Source organism: Rheinheimera sp. A13L, assembly GCF_000217935.1.
Lineage (GTDB): Bacteria > Pseudomonadota > Gammaproteobacteria > Enterobacterales > Alteromonadaceae > Pararheinheimera.
On sequence record NZ_AFHI01000007.1, the window covers coordinates 1 to 23,899 of the forward strand.

19 protein-coding genes are annotated in these 23,899 nt (G+C 46.9%); 8 read left to right on the forward strand and 11 right to left on the reverse strand.

Going from position 1 to position 23,899, the window contains the following annotated elements; translation table 11 throughout:
- Positions 1–25: 25 nt before the first annotated feature.
- Positions 26–2,047, reverse strand: a complete 2,022-nt coding sequence (locus tag RHEIN_RS04635) for a S9 family peptidase (RefSeq protein ID WP_008897815.1) — start codon at positions 2,045–2,047, stop codon at positions 26–28.
- A 62-nt stretch (positions 2,048–2,109) separates the two neighbouring features.
- Complete coding sequence (locus RHEIN_RS04640) at positions 2,110–3,633, reverse strand: fumarate hydratase (protein ID WP_008897816.1); 1,524 nt, start codon at positions 3,631–3,633, stop codon at positions 2,110–2,112.
- 196 nt (positions 3,634–3,829) lie between these two features.
- On the opposite strand from RHEIN_RS04640, the gene pabB reads away from it, so the two are divergent.
- The 3 genes from pabB (at position 3,830) to RHEIN_RS04655 (ending at position 7,407) form a co-directional block, all read left to right on the forward strand.
- Positions 3,830–5,236: an aminodeoxychorismate synthase component I gene (pabB, locus tag RHEIN_RS04645; RefSeq protein ID WP_008897817.1), complete on the forward strand. Its 1,407-nt coding sequence runs from the start codon at positions 3,830–3,832 to the stop codon at positions 5,234–5,236.
- Between the two features lie 4 nt (positions 5,237–5,240).
- Positions 5,241–5,804 carry a CoA pyrophosphatase gene (locus RHEIN_RS04650; protein ID WP_008897818.1) on the forward strand — a complete coding sequence of 188 codons (564 nt, stop codon included), beginning with the start codon at positions 5,241–5,243 and terminating at the stop codon, positions 5,802–5,804.
- 223 nt (positions 5,805–6,027) lie between these two features.
- On the forward strand, positions 6,028–7,407 hold the full coding sequence (locus tag RHEIN_RS04655) for an L-serine ammonia-lyase (protein ID WP_008897819.1): 1,380 nt from the start codon (positions 6,028–6,030) through the stop codon (positions 7,405–7,407).
- Between the two features lie 268 nt (positions 7,408–7,675).
- Here the strand turns inward: RHEIN_RS04655 and RHEIN_RS04660 are convergent, their stop codons facing one another.
- Together RHEIN_RS04660 and RHEIN_RS04665 are read right to left on the reverse strand one after the other, a co-directional pair.
- Positions 7,676–10,864, reverse strand: coding sequence for an efflux RND transporter permease subunit (locus RHEIN_RS04660; protein WP_008897820.1), 3,189 nt, complete (start codon positions 10,862–10,864; stop codon positions 7,676–7,678).
- On the reverse strand, positions 10,864–12,084 hold the full coding sequence (locus RHEIN_RS04665; RefSeq protein ID WP_008897821.1) for an efflux RND transporter periplasmic adaptor subunit: 1,221 nt from the start codon (positions 12,082–12,084) through the stop codon (positions 10,864–10,866). Before RHEIN_RS04665 ends, RHEIN_RS04660 begins: the two co-directional genes overlap by 1 nt.
- Before the next feature lie 423 nt (positions 12,085–12,507).
- Here RHEIN_RS04665 and RHEIN_RS04670 point away from each other — a divergent pair, with 423 nt between their 5' ends.
- A complete protein-coding gene (locus RHEIN_RS04670; RefSeq protein ID WP_008897822.1) occupies positions 12,508–12,816 on the forward strand; it encodes an isoamylase early set domain-containing protein in 309 nt (102 codons plus the stop codon).
- A gap of 82 nt (positions 12,817–12,898) precedes the next feature.
- Here RHEIN_RS04670 and RHEIN_RS04675 read toward each other — a convergent pair whose 3' ends face one another.
- From RHEIN_RS04675 to RHEIN_RS04690, 4 genes are all read right to left on the reverse strand, one after another.
- Positions 12,899–14,017: a beta-ketoacyl-ACP synthase III gene (locus RHEIN_RS04675; RefSeq protein ID WP_008897823.1), complete on the reverse strand. Its 1,119-nt coding sequence runs from the start codon at positions 14,015–14,017 to the stop codon at positions 12,899–12,901.
- Between the two features lie 258 nt (positions 14,018–14,275).
- Positions 14,276–15,310, reverse strand: coding sequence for an RDD family protein (locus RHEIN_RS04680; protein WP_008897824.1), 1,035 nt, complete (start codon positions 15,308–15,310; stop codon positions 14,276–14,278).
- Between the two features lie 70 nt (positions 15,311–15,380).
- A complete protein-coding gene (locus RHEIN_RS04685; RefSeq protein ID WP_040554531.1) occupies positions 15,381–16,559 on the reverse strand; it encodes a vWA domain-containing protein in 1,179 nt (392 codons plus the stop codon).
- A gap of 1 nt (position 16,560) precedes the next feature.
- On the reverse strand, positions 16,561–17,406 hold the full coding sequence (locus RHEIN_RS04690; protein WP_008897826.1) for an AAA family ATPase: 846 nt from the start codon (positions 17,404–17,406) through the stop codon (positions 16,561–16,563).
- Positions 17,407–17,520: 114 nt separating this feature from the next.
- Here RHEIN_RS04690 and cysK point away from each other — a divergent pair, with 114 nt between their 5' ends.
- Both cysK and RHEIN_RS04700 read left to right on the forward strand, forming a co-directional pair.
- Positions 17,521–18,492 carry a cysteine synthase A gene (cysK, locus tag RHEIN_RS04695; protein ID WP_008897827.1) on the forward strand — a complete coding sequence of 324 codons (972 nt, stop codon included), beginning with the start codon at positions 17,521–17,523 and terminating at the stop codon, positions 18,490–18,492.
- Positions 18,493–18,597: 105 nt separating this feature from the next.
- The gene (locus RHEIN_RS04700; RefSeq protein WP_008897828.1) at positions 18,598–19,041 is read left to right on the forward strand and encodes a hypothetical protein; all 444 of its coding nucleotides are present in this window, start codon (positions 18,598–18,600) and stop codon (positions 19,039–19,041) included.
- Positions 19,042–19,108: 67 nt separating this feature from the next.
- On the opposite strand, the gene RHEIN_RS04705 is transcribed toward RHEIN_RS04700, so the two are convergent.
- On the reverse strand, positions 19,109–19,840 hold the full coding sequence (locus RHEIN_RS04705) for an enoyl-CoA hydratase-related protein (RefSeq protein ID WP_008897829.1): 732 nt from the start codon (positions 19,838–19,840) through the stop codon (positions 19,109–19,111).
- 21 nt (positions 19,841–19,861) lie between these two features.
- Positions 19,862–21,589: a gamma-glutamyltransferase gene (gene ggt / locus RHEIN_RS04710; RefSeq protein ID WP_040554532.1), complete on the reverse strand. Its 1,728-nt coding sequence runs from the start codon at positions 21,587–21,589 to the stop codon at positions 19,862–19,864.
- A gap of 283 nt (positions 21,590–21,872) precedes the next feature.
- Between ggt and rrtA the strand changes: the two genes are divergently transcribed.
- The gene (gene rrtA / locus RHEIN_RS04715) at positions 21,873–22,466 is read left to right on the forward strand and encodes a rhombosortase (protein WP_050801150.1); all 594 of its coding nucleotides are present in this window, start codon (positions 21,873–21,875) and stop codon (positions 22,464–22,466) included.
- Here the strand turns inward: rrtA and RHEIN_RS04720 are convergent.
- Complete coding sequence (locus tag RHEIN_RS04720) at positions 22,429–23,115, reverse strand: RluA family pseudouridine synthase (RefSeq protein WP_008897832.1); 687 nt, start codon at positions 23,113–23,115, stop codon at positions 22,429–22,431. The genes rrtA and RHEIN_RS04720 overlap by 38 nt on opposite strands.
- Before the next feature lie 103 nt (positions 23,116–23,218).
- Here RHEIN_RS04720 and RHEIN_RS04725 point away from each other — a divergent pair, with 103 nt between their 5' ends.
- Entirely contained in the window at positions 23,219–23,878 is a 660-nt protein-coding gene (locus tag RHEIN_RS04725) for an RluA family pseudouridine synthase (protein ID WP_008897833.1), read from the forward strand.
- The last annotated feature ends 21 nt before the right edge of the window (positions 23,879–23,899 follow it).

The following is a 23,899-nucleotide window of genomic DNA, read 5'->3' on the forward strand; positions in this document are numbered from 1 at the left end:
TTTTCCGGTAGCCCTCAGCGAGTTGTTATTTTCGGGTATGCAGTTTCATCCAGTCAAATACTTCGTTGTACCAGCGCTCTGCATTACGTGGTTTTAAGATCCAATGGTTTTCATCGGGGAAAATCACTAATTTGGATTCAATACCCTTACGTTGCAAGGTAGTAAAAGCGCTCAGGCCTTGTGCATAAGGCACACGATAGTCTTTTAAACCGTGGATCACCAACATAGGTGTTTTCCAGTTATCGACAAAAGCTGCAGGATTAAATTTCTGATAATCACTGTCTTTGTTCCAGACCGGGCCACCTAAATCATGTTCAGGGAACCATAACTCTTCAGTACTGCCGTAAAAGCTTGGCATATCAAATAACCCAGCATGATTGACTAAACATTTAAATGCTTCCGGCCAGTTGCCAGCAATCCAGTTCATCATGTAGCCGCCGTAAGAAGCACCTAAAGCACAGGCATTATTGCCATCCAGCCATTTTTCTTTTTCAGTAATAAAAGCCAGACCTTTTTGTAAATCAACCAATGGCTTACCCGCCCAATCACGGGCAATAGAATCAGTAAAAGCCTGGCCATAACCTGTAGAGCCGTGGAAGTCGATCATCACCACACCATAACCCTGAGCTGCCCATAATTGAGCATTCCAGCGGTAGTTAAACATATTGCCAAAGCTGCCTTGCGGGCCACCATGCACAATAAAAGCAATTGGGTATTTCTGGCCTTCTTTGAAATTGACAGGTTTCATCCAGTAGCCATGCACTGTTTCGTCATTGGCGCCCGGAAAATTAAACTGGGCAAACTGGGCGAACTGAATATCGGCCAGAGCGTCTTTATTGACCTGGGTTAAGGCCGTTGGCGCACCGGTTTCAGCTGTGATTTGGTAGATATCTGTTGGCTTGTCCAAGCTGTGATTGGTAAAAATCAGCTTATTACCAGCCACATTTAAGTAACCCGCTGTACCGTCAGCATAGACTTTGCTGATATCACCAAAACTGGTGTTAATAGCAAAAATACCATGCTGACCCGTGTCCTGAGCTGTAACGTAAATAGTTCTGTTGTCTGGACCAAATTTATAAGTGCTGATCGATCTGTCCCATTCAGGCGCCAGTTCTTTGCGTTGCCCTGTCACCATATCCAATAAGATCAGGCCAAAACGATCGGCTTCGTACACTGGTTTTTTCATGGCTAAATAGGCCATAAAACGACCATCACTGGAAAAGGAAGGTTTGGCATCCCATGCTGCATTGTCGCGGGTTAAGTTAATCTTTTCGCCGCCATTGACCGACACCTGAAAAATATCAAAGTTGGTATGCCAGGCTTGGTCTACTCCGGGGATTTTAGCGCTGAACACCAGATTTTTACCGTCTGGCGTAAAAGACACTTCTTTGATACCGGCTATATCTGTGTTCCATTCAGGCAATAAATCTTTCGCATCTGTGACTTTTTTGCCGTTTAAATCGCTGATATACAAATGGCTTCTGAATTCATCAGCCCAGGTATCCCAGTGGCGCACCATCAGTTGATCGTAGACCATAGCGCTGTCCTGCTGACCTGCTTTTACCTGCTTGGCTTCCACTGTACAGGATAAGGTTTCGCAGCCCGGCTTAGCGGCCATTTGCAGCACAATTTTGCTGTTGTCGGCTGAAACTAAAAAACCATCGACATCCAGTGGTAAATCTGTGATTTGTTGTGCTTCACCACCTGTCATCGGCAAACGCCAAACCTGAGAACTGCCAGAGCGGCCCGCCAGAAAATACAAGGCGCTGCCATCTTTGCTCCAGGCCACAGAGTGCTCTTTGTCCTCATTGTGGGTTAAACGACTGACTTTGTTGTTTTGCTGTAAGTCGATTAAATACAGATCTGCGCTGCTATCCGCAGGAGCCAGACCACCATTTTGTTGCCCATACACCAGATAACGGCCATCGGGGGAGACAACGACATCGTAGATTTTGTTTAATTTGTTCAGGTGTTCAATGGTCAGCGGGGTTTTAGCGACGGCGGCACTGCTGAGTAATGCAGTGGCGAGAAAGATCCAGGCTTTCATAATTTCTCCCAGTAGAAAAACGCCCTGTGGGTCAGGGCGTCGTTTTCATTATAATTTTATAGTCAGGCGCTTTGGTCAAGCTCAGCAATCTTCACTTTCCAAATAGCAGGCCCTTGTTTATGCACGTTATTTCCCTGACTGTCAACCGCCACTGTCACAGGCATGTCTTCTACGTCAAACTCGTAAATAGCTTCCATACCCAAGTCGGCAAAGGCCACAACACGGGACTTTTTAATGGCTTTGGAGACTAAATAAGCAGCCCCGCCTACCGCCATTAAATACACAGCTTTGTGCTCTTTAATGCTTTCAACAGTTTTGTCGCCCCGTTCTGACTTACCTATCATGCCAAGCAAACCCATCTGGCCTAACATCATGTCAGTGAATTTATCCATACGGGTGGCCGTTGTTGGGCCTGCAGGGCCAACCACTTCTGAACCTACGGCATCGACAGGGCCAACGTAATAGATAAAGCGGTTTTTAAAGTCAACGCCTTCTGGCAGCGCTTCGCCTTTGGCCATCATATCTGCAATACGTTTATGCGCAGCATCGCGGCCCGTCAGCATTTTGCCGGACAACAATACAGTTTCACCAGCTTTCCATTCCAGCACATCGGCAGGAGTGACAGTATCTAAATTGACACGGCGCACATTGTTACCCAGCTCCCAGGTCACTTCCGGCCAGTCTTCCAGCTTAGGAGGAGTGAGTACCGCAGGGCCTGAACCGTCTAAATGGAAATGCACGTGACGTGTGGCCGCACAGTTTGGGATCATCACTACAGGCTTAGATGCAGCGTGAGTGGCAACAGACTTAATTTTCACATCCACTACTGTGGTTAAACCACCTAAACCCTGAGCACCAATACCCAGTTTGTTCACTTTGTCGTACAGCTCAACCCGCAGTTTTTCGTCGGCCGTTTCAGCGCCTTTTTCCAGTAAGTCCTGAATATCCACAGGCTCCATCAAAGCTTCTTTGGCAAGCACCGCAGCTTTTTCAGCTGTACCACCAATACCTATGCCTAACATGCCTGGCGGACACCAGCCAGCACCCATTTTAGGCAGAGTTTCCAGCACCCACTCCACCACTGAGTCAGATGGGTTTAACATCACCATTTTGGTTTTGTTTTCAGAGCCACCACCTTTGGCAGCAATAGCCACTTCAACATGGTGACCTGCAATCATATCGATATGCACCACTGAAGGTGTGTTGTCCTGAGTATTTTTACGGGCACCTGCAGGGTCAGCCACAATGGAGGCGCGCAGCGGATTATGTGGGTTCAGATAAGCACGGCGTGTGCCTTCATCGACCATTTGCTGCACTGTCATATCGGTTTTATCCCATTTGACGTCCATACCAATTTTGACAAAACAGGTGACAATACCAGTGTCCTGACAAATAGGTCTGTTGCCTTCAGCCGACATACGGGAGTTGATCAGAATTTGGGCTATGGCGTCTTTGGCGGCCTGGTTTTGTTCTTTGTGATAGGCCTTTTCTAAAGCCTGGACAAAATCCAGCGGATGATAAAAAGAGATGTACTGCAACGCATCTTCAATGCTGTCGATAAAGTCTTGCTGGCGAATTACCGTCATAGTCTGCTTGCCCTTTTACGAATTGCTTATTGGGAATATGTTTAAATGTAAGCCCTCTGTCTGTTCTGCATTCAGGCCAGACGGCTTTTCCTGTATTCATAATGTCAGTTGGGCTGATATGATACAGCGCAACAGATCCAGCGGCTAGTCAACAAGCGTATTTTTGCCGGAATTAGCCCGTTTTATGAGACAACTTATGTCACAGTTTTTAAAGTTAGATGCCAAAGCACCGCATCTGTTGGACTATTTTTCAGCTATAGCAGCAGAACCCTGGGCCATGCTGCTCGACTCAGCTGCCAGCAGCCACGTCAATAGCCGCTTTGATATTCTGGTGGCTCGTCCTGTTGCCACTTTAGTGTTTCAACGGGGTGAATTAACCCAAACCGAACAAGGCCAAAGCCAATTGCTGCAAATGGACCCTTTTGGCGCTTTGCAGCACCTGATCAGCAGTTATTTTCCGGATAAACCAGAGTGTTCAGATCATACTGATTTACCTTTTGTCGGTGGTGCTTTAGGTTATTTTTCCTATGATTTAGGCACTGTGATTGAACCCGTACCACAAGCCGCAGATGCGGGTGCTTTGCTGCCGGATATGGCGGTGGGTATTTATCTGTGGGCTATTATTCTGGATAAACAACAGCAGCAGCTTTGGTATGTGGACTATCGTGGCAATGCGGCAACTCACTGGGCAGAAACTGCTCTGTTGTTTCACACCGCAGCAACCAGCAGCACCTTTGAACTCACCTCTGACTGGCAAGCCAATATGGATAAGGCCAGCTACAGCCAAAAGTTTGATCAGGTGCAAAACTATCTGCAAAGCGGCGACTGCTACCAGATTAATTTAGCCCAGCGTTTTGCAGCCAGTTACAAAGGCGATGAATGGCAGGCTTATTTAACGCTTCGCAGCAAAAATGCCGCACCTTTTTCAGCCTTTTTGCGTTTGCCCCAAGGCGCTGTTTTAAGTCTGTCGCCTGAGCGTTTTTTACAACTCAAAAACGGACAAGTGGAAACCAAACCTATTAAAGGCACCAGACCTCGTTTTGCAGACCCGGCGCTTGACGAGCAAAGTGCAGCACAGCTGCAAGCCTCGCCAAAAGACAGAGCCGAAAATGTGATGATTGTCGATTTATTGCGTAATGATTTAGGTAAACATTGTGTGCCAGGCACGGTCAAAGTGCCGGCTTTGTTTGCTATTGAATCCTTTCCGGCAGTACATCATCTGGTCAGTACCATCACAGGCAGCTTAAACCCCAATGCCGATGCCTGTGATTTATTGCGTGGCGCTTTTCCGGGCGGCTCTATTACCGGAGCACCTAAAGTACGGGCTATGCAAATTATTGCAGAGTTAGAACCTCATAGCCGCTCTGTGTATTGTGGCGCAGTGGGTTATATCAACAGCAACGGCGATATGGACACTAATATTGCCATCCGCACTTTAGTGATGGCACAAGGCCAGGCCTTTTGCTGGGCTGGCGGTGGCATAGTGGCTGACTCACAAGTCGATGCTGAATACGAAGAAACCTTTCATAAAGTAAATAAAATTTTGCCTTTGCTTGGCAATATAGAACGCCCGCCTTTGATGGCAAGGACAATGGAAGACTAACCAGATGAACCGGCAGCAGTTTTTACAACGTTTTTTCCTGCAACCCGGCAAGCAATCTATTTTGCTACAGGTTGAAAAAAGCAGAGCTGCTGCTGTGTTAGTGGTCCTGCGCGAACACGAAGGTGAACTGCAACTGCTGCTGACGAAGCGCAGCTCTGATTTACGGCATCACCCGGGCCAAATCAGTTTCCCCGGCGGCAAAATTGAAGCCAATGAAAGCAGCCGGCAAGCTGCTTTGCGTGAAACCCATGAGGAAACCGGCATAGCACCGGAGCAACTGCAGCTGATTGGCCAGTTGCCCAGTTATGCCACTGGCACTGGTTTTTTAATTCAGCCCTGGATTGCTTTTTTAACCGAAGAAGTGGAGCTCAAATTACAGGCCTCTGAAGTAGATTCTGCCTTTTGGCTGCCAATGCCTTTTGTATTCGAGCCACAAAATACTCACAGTGAATACTTTGCTATGCATGGCCAGTCTCATCTGGTGCATTTTATGCCCTACGGCCCCCACCTGATTTGGGGTGCTACAGCCGCTATCCTCTATTCCTTAAAACAACAGCTGCATTTTTAAACTCGTAGGGCGGGACAGCCTAATTGACATCGGATTGGAATTTGAGACGGGCGGGGACAAGCCCCGCCCCTACTACGGCTGCGTGTCTCGCTGTAATCAAATCAACACAGCACCGCAAGGAACTTTGCTGTAATAAGCACCGACCAGTTACAAGGTGAGTTACGAAATCCATCAGCTTCCGTTAGAATGGCGCCCAATTCCTATAACTAAAAGCAGGATCCGAATGATTATTAGTGCTTTTGATATGTTCAGTATTGGTATTGGCCCGTCCAGTTCTCACACAGTTGGCCCAATGCGTGCTGCCAAAAAATTCTGTGAAAACCTGCAAGCCATGGGCTTGTTTGATCAGGTCACCAGCGTGAAGGCTGAGCTGTTTGGCTCTTTAGGTCAAACAGGTATTGGTCACGGTACAGGCAAAGCTGTGATTTTAGGTTTATCCGGCTATTTACCAGAAAACATAGAACCTGATGCTATTCCTGGTTTATTGAAGAAAGTGGATGAAAGCCAGACTATACAGCTGGATCAGCAACGCTCTGTTGCCTTTCCACGGGAAGGCGCCATTGTATTTCACCGTCGAAAAACTTTAAAAGAACATTCCAACGGCATGGAACTGATAGCTTATGCGGGTCATGAAGTGCTGTTCAGCGAAATTTATTTTTCTATTGGTGGTGGCTTTATTGTAAAAGCCGAAGATTTTGCCAAAGAAAAAGAAGCCGCCAGTCAGTTTGCTGCTGACAATCCGCCACCTTTTCCTTTTGAAAGTGGCGCAGAGCTGATGAAGCTCTGTAAAGAAAACGGCTTATCCATTGCTGGTTTGATGATGGAAAACGAGAAGGTCCTGCGTAGCGAACAACAAATTCAGGACGAGCTGGGTAAAATCTGGTCGACTATGTATGACTGCGTGCAACGTGGCATTCGCACCGAAGGCATTTTACCGGGTGGCTTAAAAGTAAAACGCCGTGCCCCTGCCCTGCATAAACGTTTAATGGCGGAAAAAAGCTCGGATCCATTGCAAGTGATGGACTGGGTGAATTTATTCGCTTTAGCCGTCAATGAAGAAAATGCAGCTGGTGGCCGTGTAGTCACAGCCCCGACTAACGGTGCCGCTGGTATTATTCCGGCTGTATTGATGTATTACGATAAATACATTCAGCCTGTCACGCCGGATATCTACTGTCGTTATCTGTTAACTGCAGCAGCTATTGGTATTTTGTATAAAAAGAATGCCTCCATCTCCGGTGCCGAAGTCGGTTGTCAGGGCGAAGTGGGTGTAGCCTGTTCTATGGCGGCAGGCGCTTTAACTGAAATTTTAGGTGGCTCTGTTGACCATGTTGAAAACGCCGCTGAAATTGGCATGGAGCATAACTTAGGCTTAACTTGTGACCCTGTAGGTGGTTTAGTGCAGGTGCCTTGTATTGAACGTAACGCTATGGGCTCTATTAAAGCCATCAACGCGTCGCGTTTGGCTTTACGTGGTACGGGGGAACACAAGGTATCGCTGGATAAAGTGATTAAAACCATGTGGGACACAGGCCGCGATATGCAAAGCAAATACAAAGAAACGTCGCGTGGTGGGTTAGCCGTCAACATCATCGAATGTTAAATCCCCTGCGTCCTTGAAGCCGCAGCGTTGTTGACTGCGCTACTCGCCCCAGTCACATGTTTTAGCGGATGAACTTTGCCTTCTGGCGAGCATCCGCCTCAATCCTTAGACACATAGGACTACTATGCTCCTGGGGTCTCGCTCGCTTGTCGCCTAGCTGCAACATCAATTACTTTGGGGATTACCCTGCGTTCTTGAAGCCGCAGCTTCGTTGACTACATGCTCCATAAAAAAACCGCCTCCCGGCGTTTTTTTTGTCTTGTCACTATCACTTTTGCAGTGGTAACTCATCGGTTGGATACGTAGTCTCTTCAGAGCTTTTACTTCTGAACAAGCCTAAAAAGTCATCTAATATCACATACAACGATGGGATCAGCAGTAAGGTGATCACAGTCGCAAACAATATACCGTAGGCCAAAGACACGGCCATAGGCACTACAATTTGCGCCTGTAAGCTTTTTTCCAGCACTATAGGGGCCAGACCTAAGAAGGTTGTCACAGAGGTCAGCATAATAGGCCGAAAACGTCTGGTACCTGCCCCTACGACCGCTTCTTTTAATGGCATACCCTCACGGCGTGATTGATTGACAAAATCGACCATCACCAGTGAGTCGTTCACCACTACACCCGCCAAAGCAATCAAACCAAATAAGGACATAATGCTGACACTTAAGCCCAGCAGCATATGGCCTAAGATGGCGCCAATTAAACCAAAAGGGATCACCGACATAATGATCAATGGCTGAGTGTAGGATTTCAGCGGTATGGCCAGCAGCGCATAAATCACAAATAACGCCAACAGGAAACCCATGGCAAGATCAACCATTGCATCGGCTTCTTCCAGGCTAGCCCCTTCCAGCGCGGTTTCAATACCGTATTTTTGCGCAAGTTGTGGCAGTACTTTCTCCTGCAACTCTTTGGTGATTTTCATCGGCTCAGCCAGGGCTTTATCCACTGAAGCACTGATGGTGACAGAACGTTCGCCATCGACCCTGTTAATCGCCGAATAGCTTGGTTGTGCTTTGTATTCGGCCACCTGAGAAAATGGAACCTCGGCACCGGACGCAGTGCGTATTTTCATATTCTCCAGATTGCCTACAGAGCGGCGTTCTTCTTTTGGATAACGCACCATCACTTTCACTTCTTCGCCGTCGCGCTGAATACGCTGCGCTTCAGCACCATAAAAGCCCTGACGCACTTGTGTGGCTAAGTCGGATAAATTAATACCCAAAGCTTCAGCCTGAGGTTTGATTTTCAGTACTATTTCATCGTTACCGCCACTGATGCTGTCTTCGATATCAAAAACGCCCTGATATTCCAGCATGGCAGCTTTGAGCTCTTCAGTGGCTAAACGTAACTGTTCCAGTTCCTTACTTTTCAGTTGGAATGAAATATCACCACCGCCACCACCACTGGTTGACGAGAAAATCTGCAGTGTTTTGACCCCGGCGATTTCCGGTATTTGCTCACGCCACAAGCGCACAAATTCATTGGCATCAATGTTGCGGCCTTCGCTTTTTGCCAGCTCAATCACAAAACGGCCACTGGTGTCCGACTGAGTAAAGGTTAAGCGGTGTTTTACCAACCCTTCTTCACCTGAAGCAATGATCTGCTCGTTGGTTTTCACCAAAGCGCTTTCCAGTTGCTGCATGGCCTGCACTGTCGCTTTGCCGGATGAGCCTTCCATCATGGTTAAATTGGCGTTGATAAAGTCGCTTGGAATATCTGGTAAAAATACCCAGCGTACATGGCCTCCGGCCACCAAACCTATAGTTAACAACAACATTGCAAAGAAACTGGTGGCAGTGATATAACGGTATTCAATACAGCATTCAATAGCGCGTTTATAGCGGCCATAAACAAAACGGTCGGTCGCTCCCGAGACTTTTAGACGAACAAACTTTAAACCGTTACTACAGGCCCTGCCCATGCCATAAAACAGGCCTTTGCGCTGCTGGTCCCAGGGCTTGTCGTCCATCGCTATTAAATGCGCTGGTAAAATAAGCTTGGATTCCACCATAGAAAAAACTAAACATAAGATCACCACCCAGGCAATAGACTCCCAGATGGGGCCCTGAGGTCCACCGACCATCAACATGGGGATAAAAGCAGCTATAGTAGTCATGACACCAAAAGTAGCAGGCATGGCCACCCGTTGGGCGCCACGGATCACGGTTTCAGCCGACTTGCCATATTTTTCAATTTCGGTGTAGGCACTCTCCCCTATGATAATGGCATCATCGACCAGAATACCCAGCACAAGAATAAAACCAAACAAACTGATCATATTAATAGAGACATTAAACATCTCTAATGGCATCAGCGCTATGGTGCCGAGGAAACACACCGGAATACCGACCATCACCCAAAAGGCGACACGGAACTCAAGGAATAAAGTTAAGCTGATCAGCACCAATAAGGCACCAATCAGCATATTGTCGGTCATCAGATCAAGGCGGCCTTGCAGGTAATAACTGGAATCACCCCAGTAATCGATTTCCATACTGTCGGGCAAATCGGCTTTTTTCTTCTCCACATAGTTTTTTACTACAGCAGCAATTTTTAGGGTGTTGTCTTCACCCACAGCATCCACTTTAATAGAGACCGAAGGTTTGCCATTAAAGGTAGAATAAGACTCCATCTCGACAAAACCATCTTTGACTTGTGCAATGTCGCCTAACAACAAACGGGTGCCGTCCGCTCTGTTAATCAAGACGATGTCGGCAAAATCCTGCTGACGATAAGCCTGGCCTTTGGCACGCAATAAAATATTGCCGTTGTCGGCTTTAATAGAACCACCAGGCAGATCCACCGAACTGCCGCGTACAGCCGCCACCATTTGATCAAAGGTCAGGCCAAATTCACGTAATTTGTGCTCCGAGACTTCGATAGATACTTCGTAATCCAAAGCTCCGACCACTTCCACCTTACTGACACCTGGCAGCTTTTTCAGCTCGTCCCGCACGTCTTTAGCAAATTCTTTCAAGCCACGCTGATCGGTATCACCATACACAGACAACCACAGCACATTACTTTGGAATTTAGTGTTGTACACCACAGGACGTTCGGTTTGCTCAGGAAAAGACGAGATGGAATCCACCTGCATCTTAATTTCGTTCATCAGAGTCTGAATGTCATAACCGGACTGAATTTCTACTTGAACTGTCGCTAAACCTTCCACAGCGTTAGAGCGGATTTTTTTAATGCCATTCAGGCTTCGCAGCGATTCTTCAATCTTGTCGACTATACCCTCTTCCACTTCCTGCGGCGCAGCCCCCGGATAAGCCACCCGGATAGTGACTTGTTCCAGCTGAATTTCAGGAAAAGTCTGCTTTTTGATGGTCATTACACTGGCGATACCAGCCAGCAATAAAATAACCATCAATAAATTTGATGCCACGCTATTGCGGGCAAACCAGGCTAACCAGCCTTTATGGGTTTGGTCCAGCTGCTGCATCAGGGTTTTACTCCTGATTCAGTGGCGGCTATCGCTGTTTTTTCCTTTTCGGCGTCATCCACGACAGGATCAGCGGATGTACGCAGCGCCATACCTTCCAGCGGGTTCGCTATAGCAGTTAATACCAGTTGCTCGCCTGAGTCTAAACCTGCACTGACATAGGCATATTCTTCGTCCATCCGCTGCACTGTAACAGTACGGATGTGTAGCTTATTATCCTTGCCAATAGTCAGTACTTTTTGATCAGGTTTTAACAGATGCCGCTCAACCAGCACCAGATTTTCACCATTTTTGCCATCGATGCGGGCTTTGACAAAACGACCAAAACGCAGTGGGTTCAGGCCGCCGGCTTTTAAGCGATAGGGGTCTTTAATTTGTGCCACAGCGTAGATCACCCTGTTTTGATCATCCAGCATGCCTTCGGTGCGCACCAGACTGGCATTCCAGTTCAGTTGCTGACCTGCCACTTCTGCAGATAGCAGCACTTCAGGTTGTTGCTGCTCAGATGGCGTTAAACCAGGCATATTTAAATAACCCACATCGTTATCCGATAAAGGCAAGCGTACTTCAGCAACCTCTGTGCCATAGATAGTGCCAAGGTCAAAACCACGACTGATAAACTGTCCAATATTGGCGTTTTTGGCTTTGACTATGCCATCGTAAGGCGCCCGGATCTCAGTACGGATCAGGTTACGACGGGCGTTTTCAAGTTCAGCTTCGGCTGAGCGAACATTGGCTAATTCCTGTGCCAGCTGTGGACGGCGTAAACCTAATTCAGGTGCTTTACCTGCACTGAATTCACTCCACTCTTTAGCCGCCACTTTACCCCTGGCTTTTTCTTCTTCTAACAAAGCCTGAGCGCGAGCCAGACTGGCTTCGGCCAATTTGACCGCCGTTAAATAGTCAAATTGCTCAACCTGAATAAGCAAGTCTCCAGCGCGAAAAAAACCACCTTCAACAAAGTTATCAGCAACCTTGACTATCACACCATTGACTTCAGAGGTCAGGTTGGTAATCACTTTAGGTTGCACCGAACCTTGTGACCACACCTGATACGTCAGGTTTTGTCGATTGACAGCTTTAGCCTCGACGAATAAATCTTTGCGTGGCTCCTTTTTTTGTTCCGGAGGCTGTTTCGACGCTATAAATGCAATAGCGCCCACCACAGCGGCCACCACAATCAATACAGGAACCCCTGCTTTTACCCACTTGCCTGCCATTTTTAGTCCTTTGGTCACAAATTGATCTGACACTATCTTACAGCTCAGTAGGCTGTAACAGTATCTGCAGTTGTTAGCTTTTTTATCCGAAATGTGTCGAATAGAAAGACGGACCACTGTTGTTTTTTCTTCAGCCAGATGCAAAAGCCTTAACACACAGGCTTTGCAGCAGATCCAATCTTCCATAGTATGTACTCTTCTTCAGGAATACTGTGAAGTTCCGACATATTTAGTTACAACTTCAGTCGTTTAATAGCGAATTCATCTATCTACATTCCAGAAAGTTATTTTGGGGACCGCTTTGGCTTGGTTATGGTGAAGAGGACCAGAATCGGGTTGTTTTTTAGACACTTTATTGTCATCACACAGCGATACACTGTAGTTTTGTGCCAATTGCCGGGTTAATTGAAGAAGGACGCAGCTATGAGTATTAGTAAACAGTATTTAAAAACCAAACCAGTATGCAAAGTCACTTTCACTTTTGCAGGTCATCAGTACCCACAAGCTCAAAGTGTAGCTTTAGCGGGAGATTTTAATAACTGGGATCCACAGGCCGTTTTGATGAAAAAAACCAAAAGCGGCGACTTTACCGCCAGCTTAAATCTGGATAAAGAAAAGCAGTATCAGTTCAGATATGTAGTAGATGGCGCAACCTGGCTGAATGACGATGAAGCCGATGCTTATGTACCGACTCAGGTCAGCTACGATCAGAACTCAGTGGTTCAGCTGTAAACTGATTTATAGGACAGTTACAAAGTTTAGACTTTGTGACTGTCCTGAATTTAAGGTTCAGAGCCAAGGCTCTGACCTTATGTTAACGTTTTTCCAGTACCAGACAACCTACTGAGTAGCCTGCACCAAAGGAGCATAAAATGGCTTTTTCGCCGGATTGAATGCCTTCTTTGTTTTTATGAAACGCGATCACAGAACCTGCTGAGGCTGTATTAGCGTAAGTATCCAACACCAGCGGCGCTTCTTCTGGCAAAGGGTCACGGCCTAAGATCTTTTTCGCGGCAAACAGGTTCATATTGATATTGGCCTGGTGTAACCACAAACGTTTTAAATCATCTGGCGCCACAGCTAAACGCTGCATCTCGTTTAAAATGACGTCGGCCACTATAGGTAACAACTCTTTAAATACCTTACGGCCTTGCTGTTTAAAAAACGGCGCGTCAGGATCGCTTTCCGGATGGCAATGTTCGGTGTAACCAATATCACAGCGAATATTGTTGGAAAACTCAGTTTTTAAACTCATGCCCAAAATACGGTAAGCGTTGTTGGACGTCACAGTCTCTTCAGCTTCGATAATAGTGGCGGTACAGACATCACCAAAAATAAAATGGCTGTCTCTGTTGGTGTAATTCACCTGAGGGGAGGCAAATTCAGGATTGACCACCAACACCACTTTGGCCATACCACCACGAATAGCATTGACTGCATTGCTGATAGCAAAAGTGGCAGATGAACAGGCCACGTTCATATCAAAAGCATAACCCGAGGCACCTAATGCTTGTTGCAGTTCGATAGATAAGGCTGGATAAGGCCGTTGAATGTTAGAGGCAGCACAAATAATCAGATCGATATCAGCCGCAGTTTTGCCCGCTTGCGCCATGGCTTCCTGGGCTGCAACTATGGCCATTTCGACCATTTCAGGGTGTTCGTCTTCGCCACGTTTCGGAAACACAGGCATCATCACGGCCGGGTCTAAAATACCTTCTTTGTGCAATACATGGCGGGATTTAATACCAGAGGCTTTTTCTATAAACTCGCAGCTGGAATACTCCAAAGCGGCCAATTCACCGGCTTCAATATCAGCCGCATATTGCTCATTAAATAAATCGACATACTGATTAAAACTGGCGACTAACTCTTCGTTAGTCACAGTTTCGGTTGGAGTAAACAGGCCTGAGCCACTGATCAGCACATTTTTCATTCAGAATAACCTTGTCATAAGTGCAACTTCTTTTAACGAGTTGCTGAATTGGTCGCTATTCTAGCCTAATTTCGCTGAAATCAGCCACTACGAATATACCCAAACTAATTGGAGTTCCAGACAGGCGACTAGCGAATGAGCCCCAGGAGCATAGTAGTCCTATGTGCAATTGGATGGAAGCTAGAGTCAGCAAGCCATACCAAGCGGATAGTCCCCAAATAACTGGGGCGAGGACGCGCAGTCAACAACGCTGCGGCTTCAAGTAGGAAGGGTATATAGCACTACAGTGCTGGCGACTTTGTCTTGTATAGCCTGACGGTTTGGATCCCAGAGTATCTGCGCGAAACCAACCAGACCTGTCGCAAGACCAGCACCATAACCGCCCTGTCTGCTAAAGGAAGCCCAAAGGCTTAATGGCTGGTTATCCAATTGCACAACCCGAATACGGGTCAGCCGCTTGCCTATGGTCTGGCCATTATTCCAACTGGTGTAAAAGGTAAAATAAGCCATAGCCCAACCAAAACCTAAACCAAAGTCGGCCAGTATACCCTTCACCCATTTGATTAGGCTGTAATCAGAGTTTTTCAGTTTATCCAGCACTGAATAAGACTCTTCCTTCGCTGGCTTTGTAACAGGCGCAGTCGTCACTTGCTCTGCAACCACTTGTGGTTCAGCCACGTATTTATCCAGCAAGGCTCGTTTTTCAGCGCCTTTAAGTTCTGTGATATCCAACACACCATCGAGCAAATCGCGCTGATGTTCAGTGGTAACACCTGACTCCTGTAACTCAAGCGCCAGCGATTTTATTTTGTCTTCAACACAAACTTCATCACAAGCTTTGGCGGACAACTCTATCGACACTTTGGCCAGTTCAGCACCTGCATGCGGAGTTAAGTTCAAATCAGCGGATGAGGTTGTCTCTTTTTCCTGCAAAAGCTGTGGTGCCCAGTTCAGCGTAAGCAGCATACACAAGGTCGCCAGTACCATCAGCAGCAGATGATTTGTCTTTTTCGCTTTGTATCTGTTCCAACAGAGATACAGCATAGTGGGTAACACAAAAATCAGGCTGGCAGACGCGAGGCCACTGATAATAACCCCATCTATGCCTATAGCCAGACCACGGCGCAGAGGTTTAGCCAAAGGCTGACCTATCAATTCATCCGACACCACAAAAGCATGAGGTGTGACTATTTCCCGTACTTCTTTTTTGGTTAACTGGTGGCCGGTTTCGTCGACAAAGGTGTCAGGCGCTACTTCTCTTAGGTCCTGATGTTCTGGCTGTTCCTGCTGCATTAAAAGTCCTGTAAATGCTTGATTAATAAGCTTGATTGATAAATCACTTTAATCAGTTCACAGCACCTTTTCAATGCCGCTTTGATAAATTCCGGATAGCACCACTTAAACCGTCCAGCGTCATGCCATACATCTGGTTTTGCATCAGCTTTTGCATAATGGCAATGGAATGATAATGACCCCACCAGGCTTGAGGTTGGGGGTTGAGCCAGACCGCATTGGAAAAATGCGCCAACAGGCGTTTTAGCCAGACTTCTCCGGATTCGGGGTTAAAGTGCTCCACACTGCCGCCCGGATAAGTAATTTCATAAGGCCCCATAGTGGCGTCGCCAACAAAAATCACTTTGTAGTCACTGTGATACGTCTGCAAAAGCTGAGTTATAGAGACGGCATCAGCGGCACGCCTTTGATGAGTGCGCCATACCTGCTCGTAAGGGCAGTTATGAAAATAGAAAAACTCCAGATGTTTAAATTCAGTGCGGGCTGCAGCAAACAGCTGCTCGCACTCATGAATGTAATCATCCATGGAACCACCTATATCAAAAAACATCAGCACTTTAACCGCATTGTGCCGCTCTGGTTGAAACTGCAAATCCAGCCAGCCCGCTTGCTGAGCAGTGGCTTTTATAGTGCCGTTTAAATCCAGCTCTGTGGCTTGTCCGGTGCGGGCAAAACGACGTAGCTGGCGAAGCGCCAATTGCATAGCTCTGTGATTTAACTCTGCATTTTGATCAAAGTCTTTAAAATCACGTTTGTCCCATACTTTGACCGCTCGGCGCTGCCCACTGCCCTGCTGCCCAACTCTTATGCCTTCAGGGTGAAAACCATAAGCACCAAAAGGCGATGAGCCGCCCGTGCCTATCCATTTATTACCACCGGCGTGTTTTTCCTGTTGTTCTTTTAAACGCTGTTTAAATTGCTCCAGCAACTGCTCAAGCCCGCCTAAAGAAGCCAGTTTAGCTTTATCTTCCTCCGACAACTGACGAATAAGTCCTGGCAGCAGCCAGTGATCCGGAATAAGCGCAGCTAAATCCAGACTCTCGACCCCTTCAAAGTATTCTGCAAAAGCCCTGTCAAATTTGTCGTACTGGCTTTCATCTTTGACCAGACACAAACGGGCCAGCAGATAAAAATCATCTGTACTTGCAAAAATAAGTTGCTGCTGCAGCGCCTTAAGTAAATCCAGCAGCTCAGTGATGCTGGATTTCAGGCCGTATTTGCGTAAAGTTAAAAAAAACGAAATCAGCATATCAACGGCCAGCGCGACGAGCCATAAAGGCCAGTTTTTCCAGCAAAGCCACATCCTGCTCGTTTTTCAGTAATGCGCCATACAAAGGCATTAAACCGCCCTGATGCTGTTTATCTTGCAGCACAGATGGCGCTATTTGCTCAGCCAATAACAGTTTTAACCAATCCAGCAATTCAGAAGTCGAAGGTTTTTTCTTTAACGCATCCACTGCACGTAAATCAAAAAATACCTCCAGTGCTGCTGTCAGTAGATCGGCCTGCAAGGTCGGAAAATGCGCCAGCACTATTTGAGTTAAAGTGTCTTTGTCGGGAAAGCGGATGTAGTGAAAAAAACATCTGCGAAGAAAAGCGTCTGGTAGCTCTTTTTCGTTGTTTGAGGTAATAACCACTATAGGCCGCTGCTGTGCGCTGATGCGCTCACCTGTTTCGTACACATCAAAAGACATGCGATCCAGTTCGTGCAACAAGTCGTTTGGAAACTCGATATCGGCTTTGTCGATTTCGTCGATCAAAAGCACTGGGCGCTTTGCTGCGGTAAAGGCGGTCCAGAGTTTACCCGGCTTAATGTAGTTACTGATGTTCGCCACCCGCTCGCTGCCCAACTGACCATCCCGCAAGCGTGACACTGCATCGTATTCATACAAACCTTGCTGCGCTTTACTGGTGGATTTGATTTGCCAGTTAATCAAATCAGTGCCTAAACTTGCTGCCAGCTCCTCAGCTAAACGGGTTTTGCCCGTACCAGGCTCTCCTTTGATCAATAAAGGTTTTTCTAAGGTGACTGCGGCATTCACGGCCAGCGCCAGTTCAGGCGATAAAATATAGTGTTCTGTGCTTTGAAAAATCATCTGTACTGCTTCATTGTTGTTAGATGGGAATATCTTATATCAAATCTTTTCTTTCGTTTTAACTAAGCCCGAGTATTCTTATAACCATTCATCAGACCCTGAAGGTTTTTTATTATGTCAAAGATCTACGAAGATAACTCACTGTCTATTGGTAACACTCCTCTGGTGCGCTTGAAGCGCGTCACATCTGGTGCCAATGTATTTGCCAAAATTGAATCCCGTAACCCAAGCTTCTCTGTGAAATGCCGCTTAGGTGCCGCTTTGATTTGGGATGCTGAGAAAAAAGGTCTGTTAGGCCCTGGTAAAGAAATTATCGAACCTACTTCTGGTAACACAGGCATAGCTTTAGCTTTTGTTGCGGCAAGCCGTGGTTATGCTTTAACTCTGACCATGCCCGCGACCATGAGTTTAGAGCGCCGTAAGTTGCTTAAGGCCCTTGGCGCCAATTTAGTGCTGACCGAAGGCGCAAAAGGCATGAAAGGCGCTATTGAAAAAGCCAAAGAGATTCTGGCATCAGAGCCGGATAAATATGTGTTGCTGCAACAGTTTGAAAATCCGGCCAACCCACAAATCCATTTTGACACTACAGGTCCTGAGATTTGGAATGACACAGATGGCAACATCGATATCTTCGTGGCTGGTGTAGGTACTGGCGGTACTATTACTGGTGTTAGCCGTTATATTAAGCAAGAAAAAAAACACCCGCTGATCAGTGTGGCGGTAGAGCCGGTCGATTCACCTGTGATAAGCCAGGCCCGTGCTGGCCAGGAAATTAAACCTGGTCCACATAAAATTCAGGGCATAGGCGCTGGTTTTATTCCGGGCAACCTGGATTTATCCATTATTGATGCGGTAGAGACAGTGAGCAACGACGAAGCCATAGCTATGGCACACCGTCTGATGAAAGAAGAAGGTATTCTGGCTGGCATTTCTTCAGGTGCAGCCGTAGTTGCCGCCAAGCGCCTGGCTGAGCTGCCAGAAAATGCCGGTAAAAACATTGTGGTGATTATTCCAAGCTCAACAGAACGTTATTTATCCAGCGCTTTATTTGCTGACTTTTTTACAGAAAGCGAATTACAAGCTTAATCAATACCTTAGATTTAAACCGAGGCCACTTTTGTGGCCTTTTTCTTTACTTTTGCCCCAGATTTCCCCAGACTGTAAGCCGAACATCTACTTTGAGTAAGACGAATGCAAAAAATTTTAGTGCTGTTATTTTCGCTGCTGTTATTAGCTTGCTCTGAAGAAGCACCCAAAGTGAATGCGGACTTAGGTTCCCCTGAATTCGCTGCTGGCGAATTTTTTCATTCTTTATACACCACCAAAGATTTAGAGAGAGCCAAAGCACTAAGCACTAAATCCTATGCCCGTATTTTGGATGCATATGGCAATACCCGAGGCGTAGTGCGAACTTTGTATAACATGAGTTTTGATGAAGTAAATATCAGCATTGACCGTACCGGCAAAAATCTGCGGGAGCAATACGGCAATACAGCTGAAATTACCATGTTGTTTGAAGGCAAAAGCAATGGTAATAAGAAGATAGAACTGCGTGTGGTCAAAATGGTCAAAGAAGACGGCCAGTGGCTGGTGGAAGGGGTTAAATCGGATCCTTACTCCAGAACCGCAGTGTAGTAAGGTCTCGACATAGGATCGAATAAAAGACGGGCGGGCACAAAACCCGCCCTTTGTTTTTATCAGCTTAACGTTTAAAAAACTGCTGTATAACCTGTTGGCATTCAGGACCTTTGAGTAAACGACTAAAATCAGCCAATTCCAGTTCTATCGCCTGCTTCACTGCACTGCCGCTTTTCATCAGTTTTTTACTGCTTTGTACTGCATCTGCAGGTAAAGCAGACAGCTTTTTCGCTTTGTTAAGCGCAAACTCCAACAGATTTTCTTTGTCGACCAGCTGATTAACCAGACCCAAACGGTACGCTTCGTTGCCATCTATAGCTTCCGACAGCAATAACATACTGCTGGCTCGCTGATGCCCAATCAGTAAAGGTAATAACAGACTGGAACCTGCTTCCGGGCATAACCCCAACTGAGTAAAAGGCAGTTGGAAACGGCAATCGGACGTGCTGTAGACCAAATCACAATGCAGCAGCACTGTAGTTCCTATACCAATAGCCAGGCCTGCCACAGCAGCCACTACAGGCTTAGGAAACTTTGCCATTTCATACAAAAACATCACTGTAGGATGAGCGTCGTTGAGCTCACCACTTTGTAGAAAGTCGGCTAAATCATTGCCTGAAGAAAAGCACTCTGCTGAGCCTTGCAGCAACACGACCTTGATTTCATCATTTTGTGCTGCCTGCTGTAACTGCTGCACTAATTGCTGATACATCAGCTTGTTGAGCGCATTTTTTTTATCCGGTCTGTTCAGGCTAAGAGTTAAAACGCCCTGATCCAGTGCTACATCAATACTCATTTTTGTTCTGATCCTTTTAGGCTACTGGCCAGCTGCTATGCCTTCACGGCGTGGGTCGGCAGCACCTTCCAAATGGGTGTTTTTAATCTCAATGGCATGAATGCCGCTGTTTAAGTCGGCTAATTTAGGTTGGTATCCAAGTACCAGCAAGGCAGGAACCAACTGGCTTAAATTGGTATTTTGCTCCAGCACTAAGCCGTCATTTCTGTGAGTAAAACGCGGTAAATTGGCGGCTTGTTGGGCATCCAACTTCCAATCCAGTACAGCTACTAAATTATGGGCCACGTAATTGATAATACGGCTGCCCCCAGGTGAGCCTGTGATATAAATCAGTTTGCCTTTCTGGTCAAACACCATCACAGGAGCCATCGAAGAACGTGGTCTTTTGTTGGCTTCCACTCTGTTCGCCACCCAATAGCCATCTACTTTGGCCTGCAGCGAAAAGTCGGTCAGCTGATTGTTCAGCAGATAGCCATTGACCAATAAACCAGAACCAAAGGCGTTTTCAATACTACTGGTCATACTGACCGCGTTGCCTTTGCTATCGACTACAGATAAATGGCTGGTATTGGCAAACTCAATAGCGCTGCCTGACGCCAGAGGTTCTACACCTTCAGGTTCGCCGGCCACAGCAGGCCCGCCTTCTGGCGCAGTCAATAAGCCTGAGCGTTGTTTTAAATAATCAGCAGCCAATAAACCTTGCACCGGAACCTTCACAAAATCCGGATCGGCAGCAAAACGTTCACGGTCGGCAAAAGCCAGTTTGCCAGCCTGACTGATCAAGTGAATAGCTTCCACTGAGTTGGGTTTGAATCTTGCCATGGGCTGATGCGCCAGCATGCCCATCATTTGCAATACAGCCAAACCACCAGAACTGGGCGGTGCCATGCTGCAAATTTTAAACTGCCGGTAAGGGATGCAGATAGGCTCACGCTGTTTAGTCTGGTAAGAACTTAAATCTTTCAGGCTAATATTGCCTGCATTAACAGGAGCTTGCTGCACTGCAGCCACCAAAGCTTTGGCATTGTCCCCCTGATAAAACGCCTTGCTGCCCTCTTTGGCGATGCGCTTCAGTAAAGCCGCATAATCCGGATTTTTCCGGACAAAGCCTGCCTGCAGCCACTGGTCATCGGTTGTAAAATAAGTCGCAGTGTCAGGAAACTTAGTTAAACCCGGATTCCAGTTGGCTTTTAACAAACCAGCTAAACGGGGCGATACCACAAACCCCTGCTCTGCAGTTTGAATAGCGGGCGCAAAAAGCTCAGCCCATGGCAATACACCATGCTGCTGATGAGCCTGCTCCAGCGCTTTAATCACACCAGGAACCCCAACAGACTTGCCGCCAACAAAAGCATCACGCCAGCGCATCAACTGGCCTTGTTCAACAAACAAATCTGGCCCGGCTGAAGATGGTGCAGTTTCACGACCATCAATAGAAGTTAATTTGGCCTGCTGCTTGTTCCAGTGCAGCAAAAATAAACCACCACCAATACCTGAGCTTTGAGGCTCCACCAGCCCCAACATCAGTTGCATAGCAATAGCTGCATCCACTGCACTGCCACCTTTGGCAAGAATGTGCTCGCCCGCTTTGACCGCCAGTGGATTCGCGGCAGAAGCCATATAATGTTTGGCTGTGATCAGTTGTTTTTGTTCTATAGCCGTGGTGGCTTCAGGATCTGTTGTTGTAGCAAATAAAGCAGAACTGCTGAACAGCAATGCCGCTGTCAGGACCCGAAAATTAAACTTCAAGCCTAAGTAATTGATGTTGCAGCGCGGCGACCAGTGAGAGAGACCCCATGAACATAGCTTTCTTATGTGATTGGGGCGAGTGAGCGCAGTCAACAAAGCTGAGACTTCAAGTACGACGGGTTTAGTTGTTATCATTATTTTTCCTACCTCTTACAGACCTTCACCTTACCTAGTCGGGCCAGTTGGATCAATGACTGATCTCAGTTTTCACGTTAAAAGCCTTGACCTGAAGCGACGAATGCTTTTGCATAGCAGCATTTCTATACTGTGAATGATGATGTTGATGAATTTTCGCGCCTTTTCTTCTTTTCACTACGCTCTGCTGGTTTTTGCAGCCTCGCTGGTACTGCTGCATCTGCTGCCGGAGGCTGCCCGTTCAGTACTGGAATACCACAGAGCTCAGCCACAGCAAGTATGGCGCTCTTTCACCGGTCATTTACTGCACAGCAATCACTGGCATTTAGTGATGAATCTGGGCGCTTTGTTGCTGATGCTGATGTTGCATCAGCTGCATTACCAACTGAAATCTTTTGTGTTGTTGCTGCTGTCAGGTTGTCTGGGGATCAGCCTGCTTCTGTATCTGTTCAGCCCACAAATCCAGATTTATGTCGGTTTATCCGGCTGGTTGCACTGTTTTATTACCGTCGGTGCTTTGCTCGATATTCGACATAAAGTCCAGTCCGGCTGGCTTATTCTGCTGGGTGTGATAGCCAAAGTCACCTATGAGCAGTGGCAAGGACCAGACATGGAGCTGGCCGCCTTAATAGACGCCAATGTGGCCATAGACGCTCATTTGTATGGGGTGATTTGTGGTCTGCTGCTGGGGCTGCTGTATCTTGTCAGCACAAAGCCTGCAAAAAGTCAGGTTCAGCAGTAAAGCTCATCAAGAGCCCGCTTTGTGGGTGAGTAAATTCCAGTACAGTTGCATGCAATAGTAAACGGCTGCTTTGCTGTTGCTGCGCTTGGCTTGCATAAAATGGATCACCTAAAATGGCATGCCCTATGCTTTGCATATGCAGCCGTAATTGATGAGAGCGCCCTGTGACAGGCTCTAATTGCACTAAAGAGGCTTGCTGCTGTGGTAACAAGCTCAGCACTTTGTAGTGCGTTACAGAGGCTTTACCCTCTGCGCTGATTTTATACAAAGGCCTGTTGTCAGCGTCAGCCGCTATAGCTTTATCCACTGTACCTTCTGAAGGCTCTGGTACACCGGTCACCACAGCCTGATAAATCTTTTTTGTACCCCTGCTTTGAAACTCTTTGCTGATCGTCGTCAGCGCTTTTTTCGTCAGAGGTAACACCAATAAACCCGAAGTGTCATAATCCAATCGATGTACCACGGATGCAGAGGGGAATTCCAGTTGCACGCGGCTTATCAGGCAATCCTGATTTTGTGGATGCCGCCCCGGCACTGTTAATAAATGCGCAGGCTTATTCACCACCAGCAGATGTTCATCCTGATAGACTAACAGCCATTTTTCTGTGGTCGCGGGTAAAATTGCCAAATCATTTAACGTCATTGTCATTTTAAATAACTAGATACAAAGTTGGCGCTAGTATGCCAGAATTGACGTCATAACTGCAGTAGCTATATCTGTACTAACCATCTGTATTAATAAGAGTGAGTGGATGCAAAGGCCTTTTGTGTATAACCCACCAGCCGAACCCTGGCTGGATATTTTGTATCTGGATAAAGACATTCTGGTCGTGAATAAACCCAGTGGCTTATTAACCAATCCTGGCCGTGCTGAAGAGATGCAGGACTGCTTATTAAGCCGGGTGCAGCAGCAATTCCCACTCGCTCAATTAGTGCATCGCCTTGATATGAGCACTTCAGGTTTAGTGGTGTTTGCGCTGCGTCGTAAAGCGGAAGCAGCACTGAAACAACAGTTTGCCTCACGTTCAGTGAAAAAAATTTACCGCGCCAGAGTCTGGGGTGAAATTGCCGAACAAGGCATGGTGAATGCCCCGCTGATCGCAGATGCAGCCAAACCTCCTCTGCAAAAAATCTGTGAAAAAACCGGCAAAGCCGCTCTGACGCATTTTCAACGTTTAAGTTTTGATGGCCAAAGCAGTTTAGTGGAACTTCGTCCAGTGACGGGACGTTCGCATCAATTACGGGTGCATATGCAAAGCCTGGGACATCCCATTTTAGGCGATGCTTTTTATGCTCATGATGAAGCTTATGCCGCAGCACCACGATTGTTATTACAGGCTTTATGTTTAGAAGTGTACCAGCCGTATTCTTCGCAGCTGTTACGTTTTGAGTTGGAACCAGATTTTGAGTAGGGTCAGAGCAAAAGCTCTGAC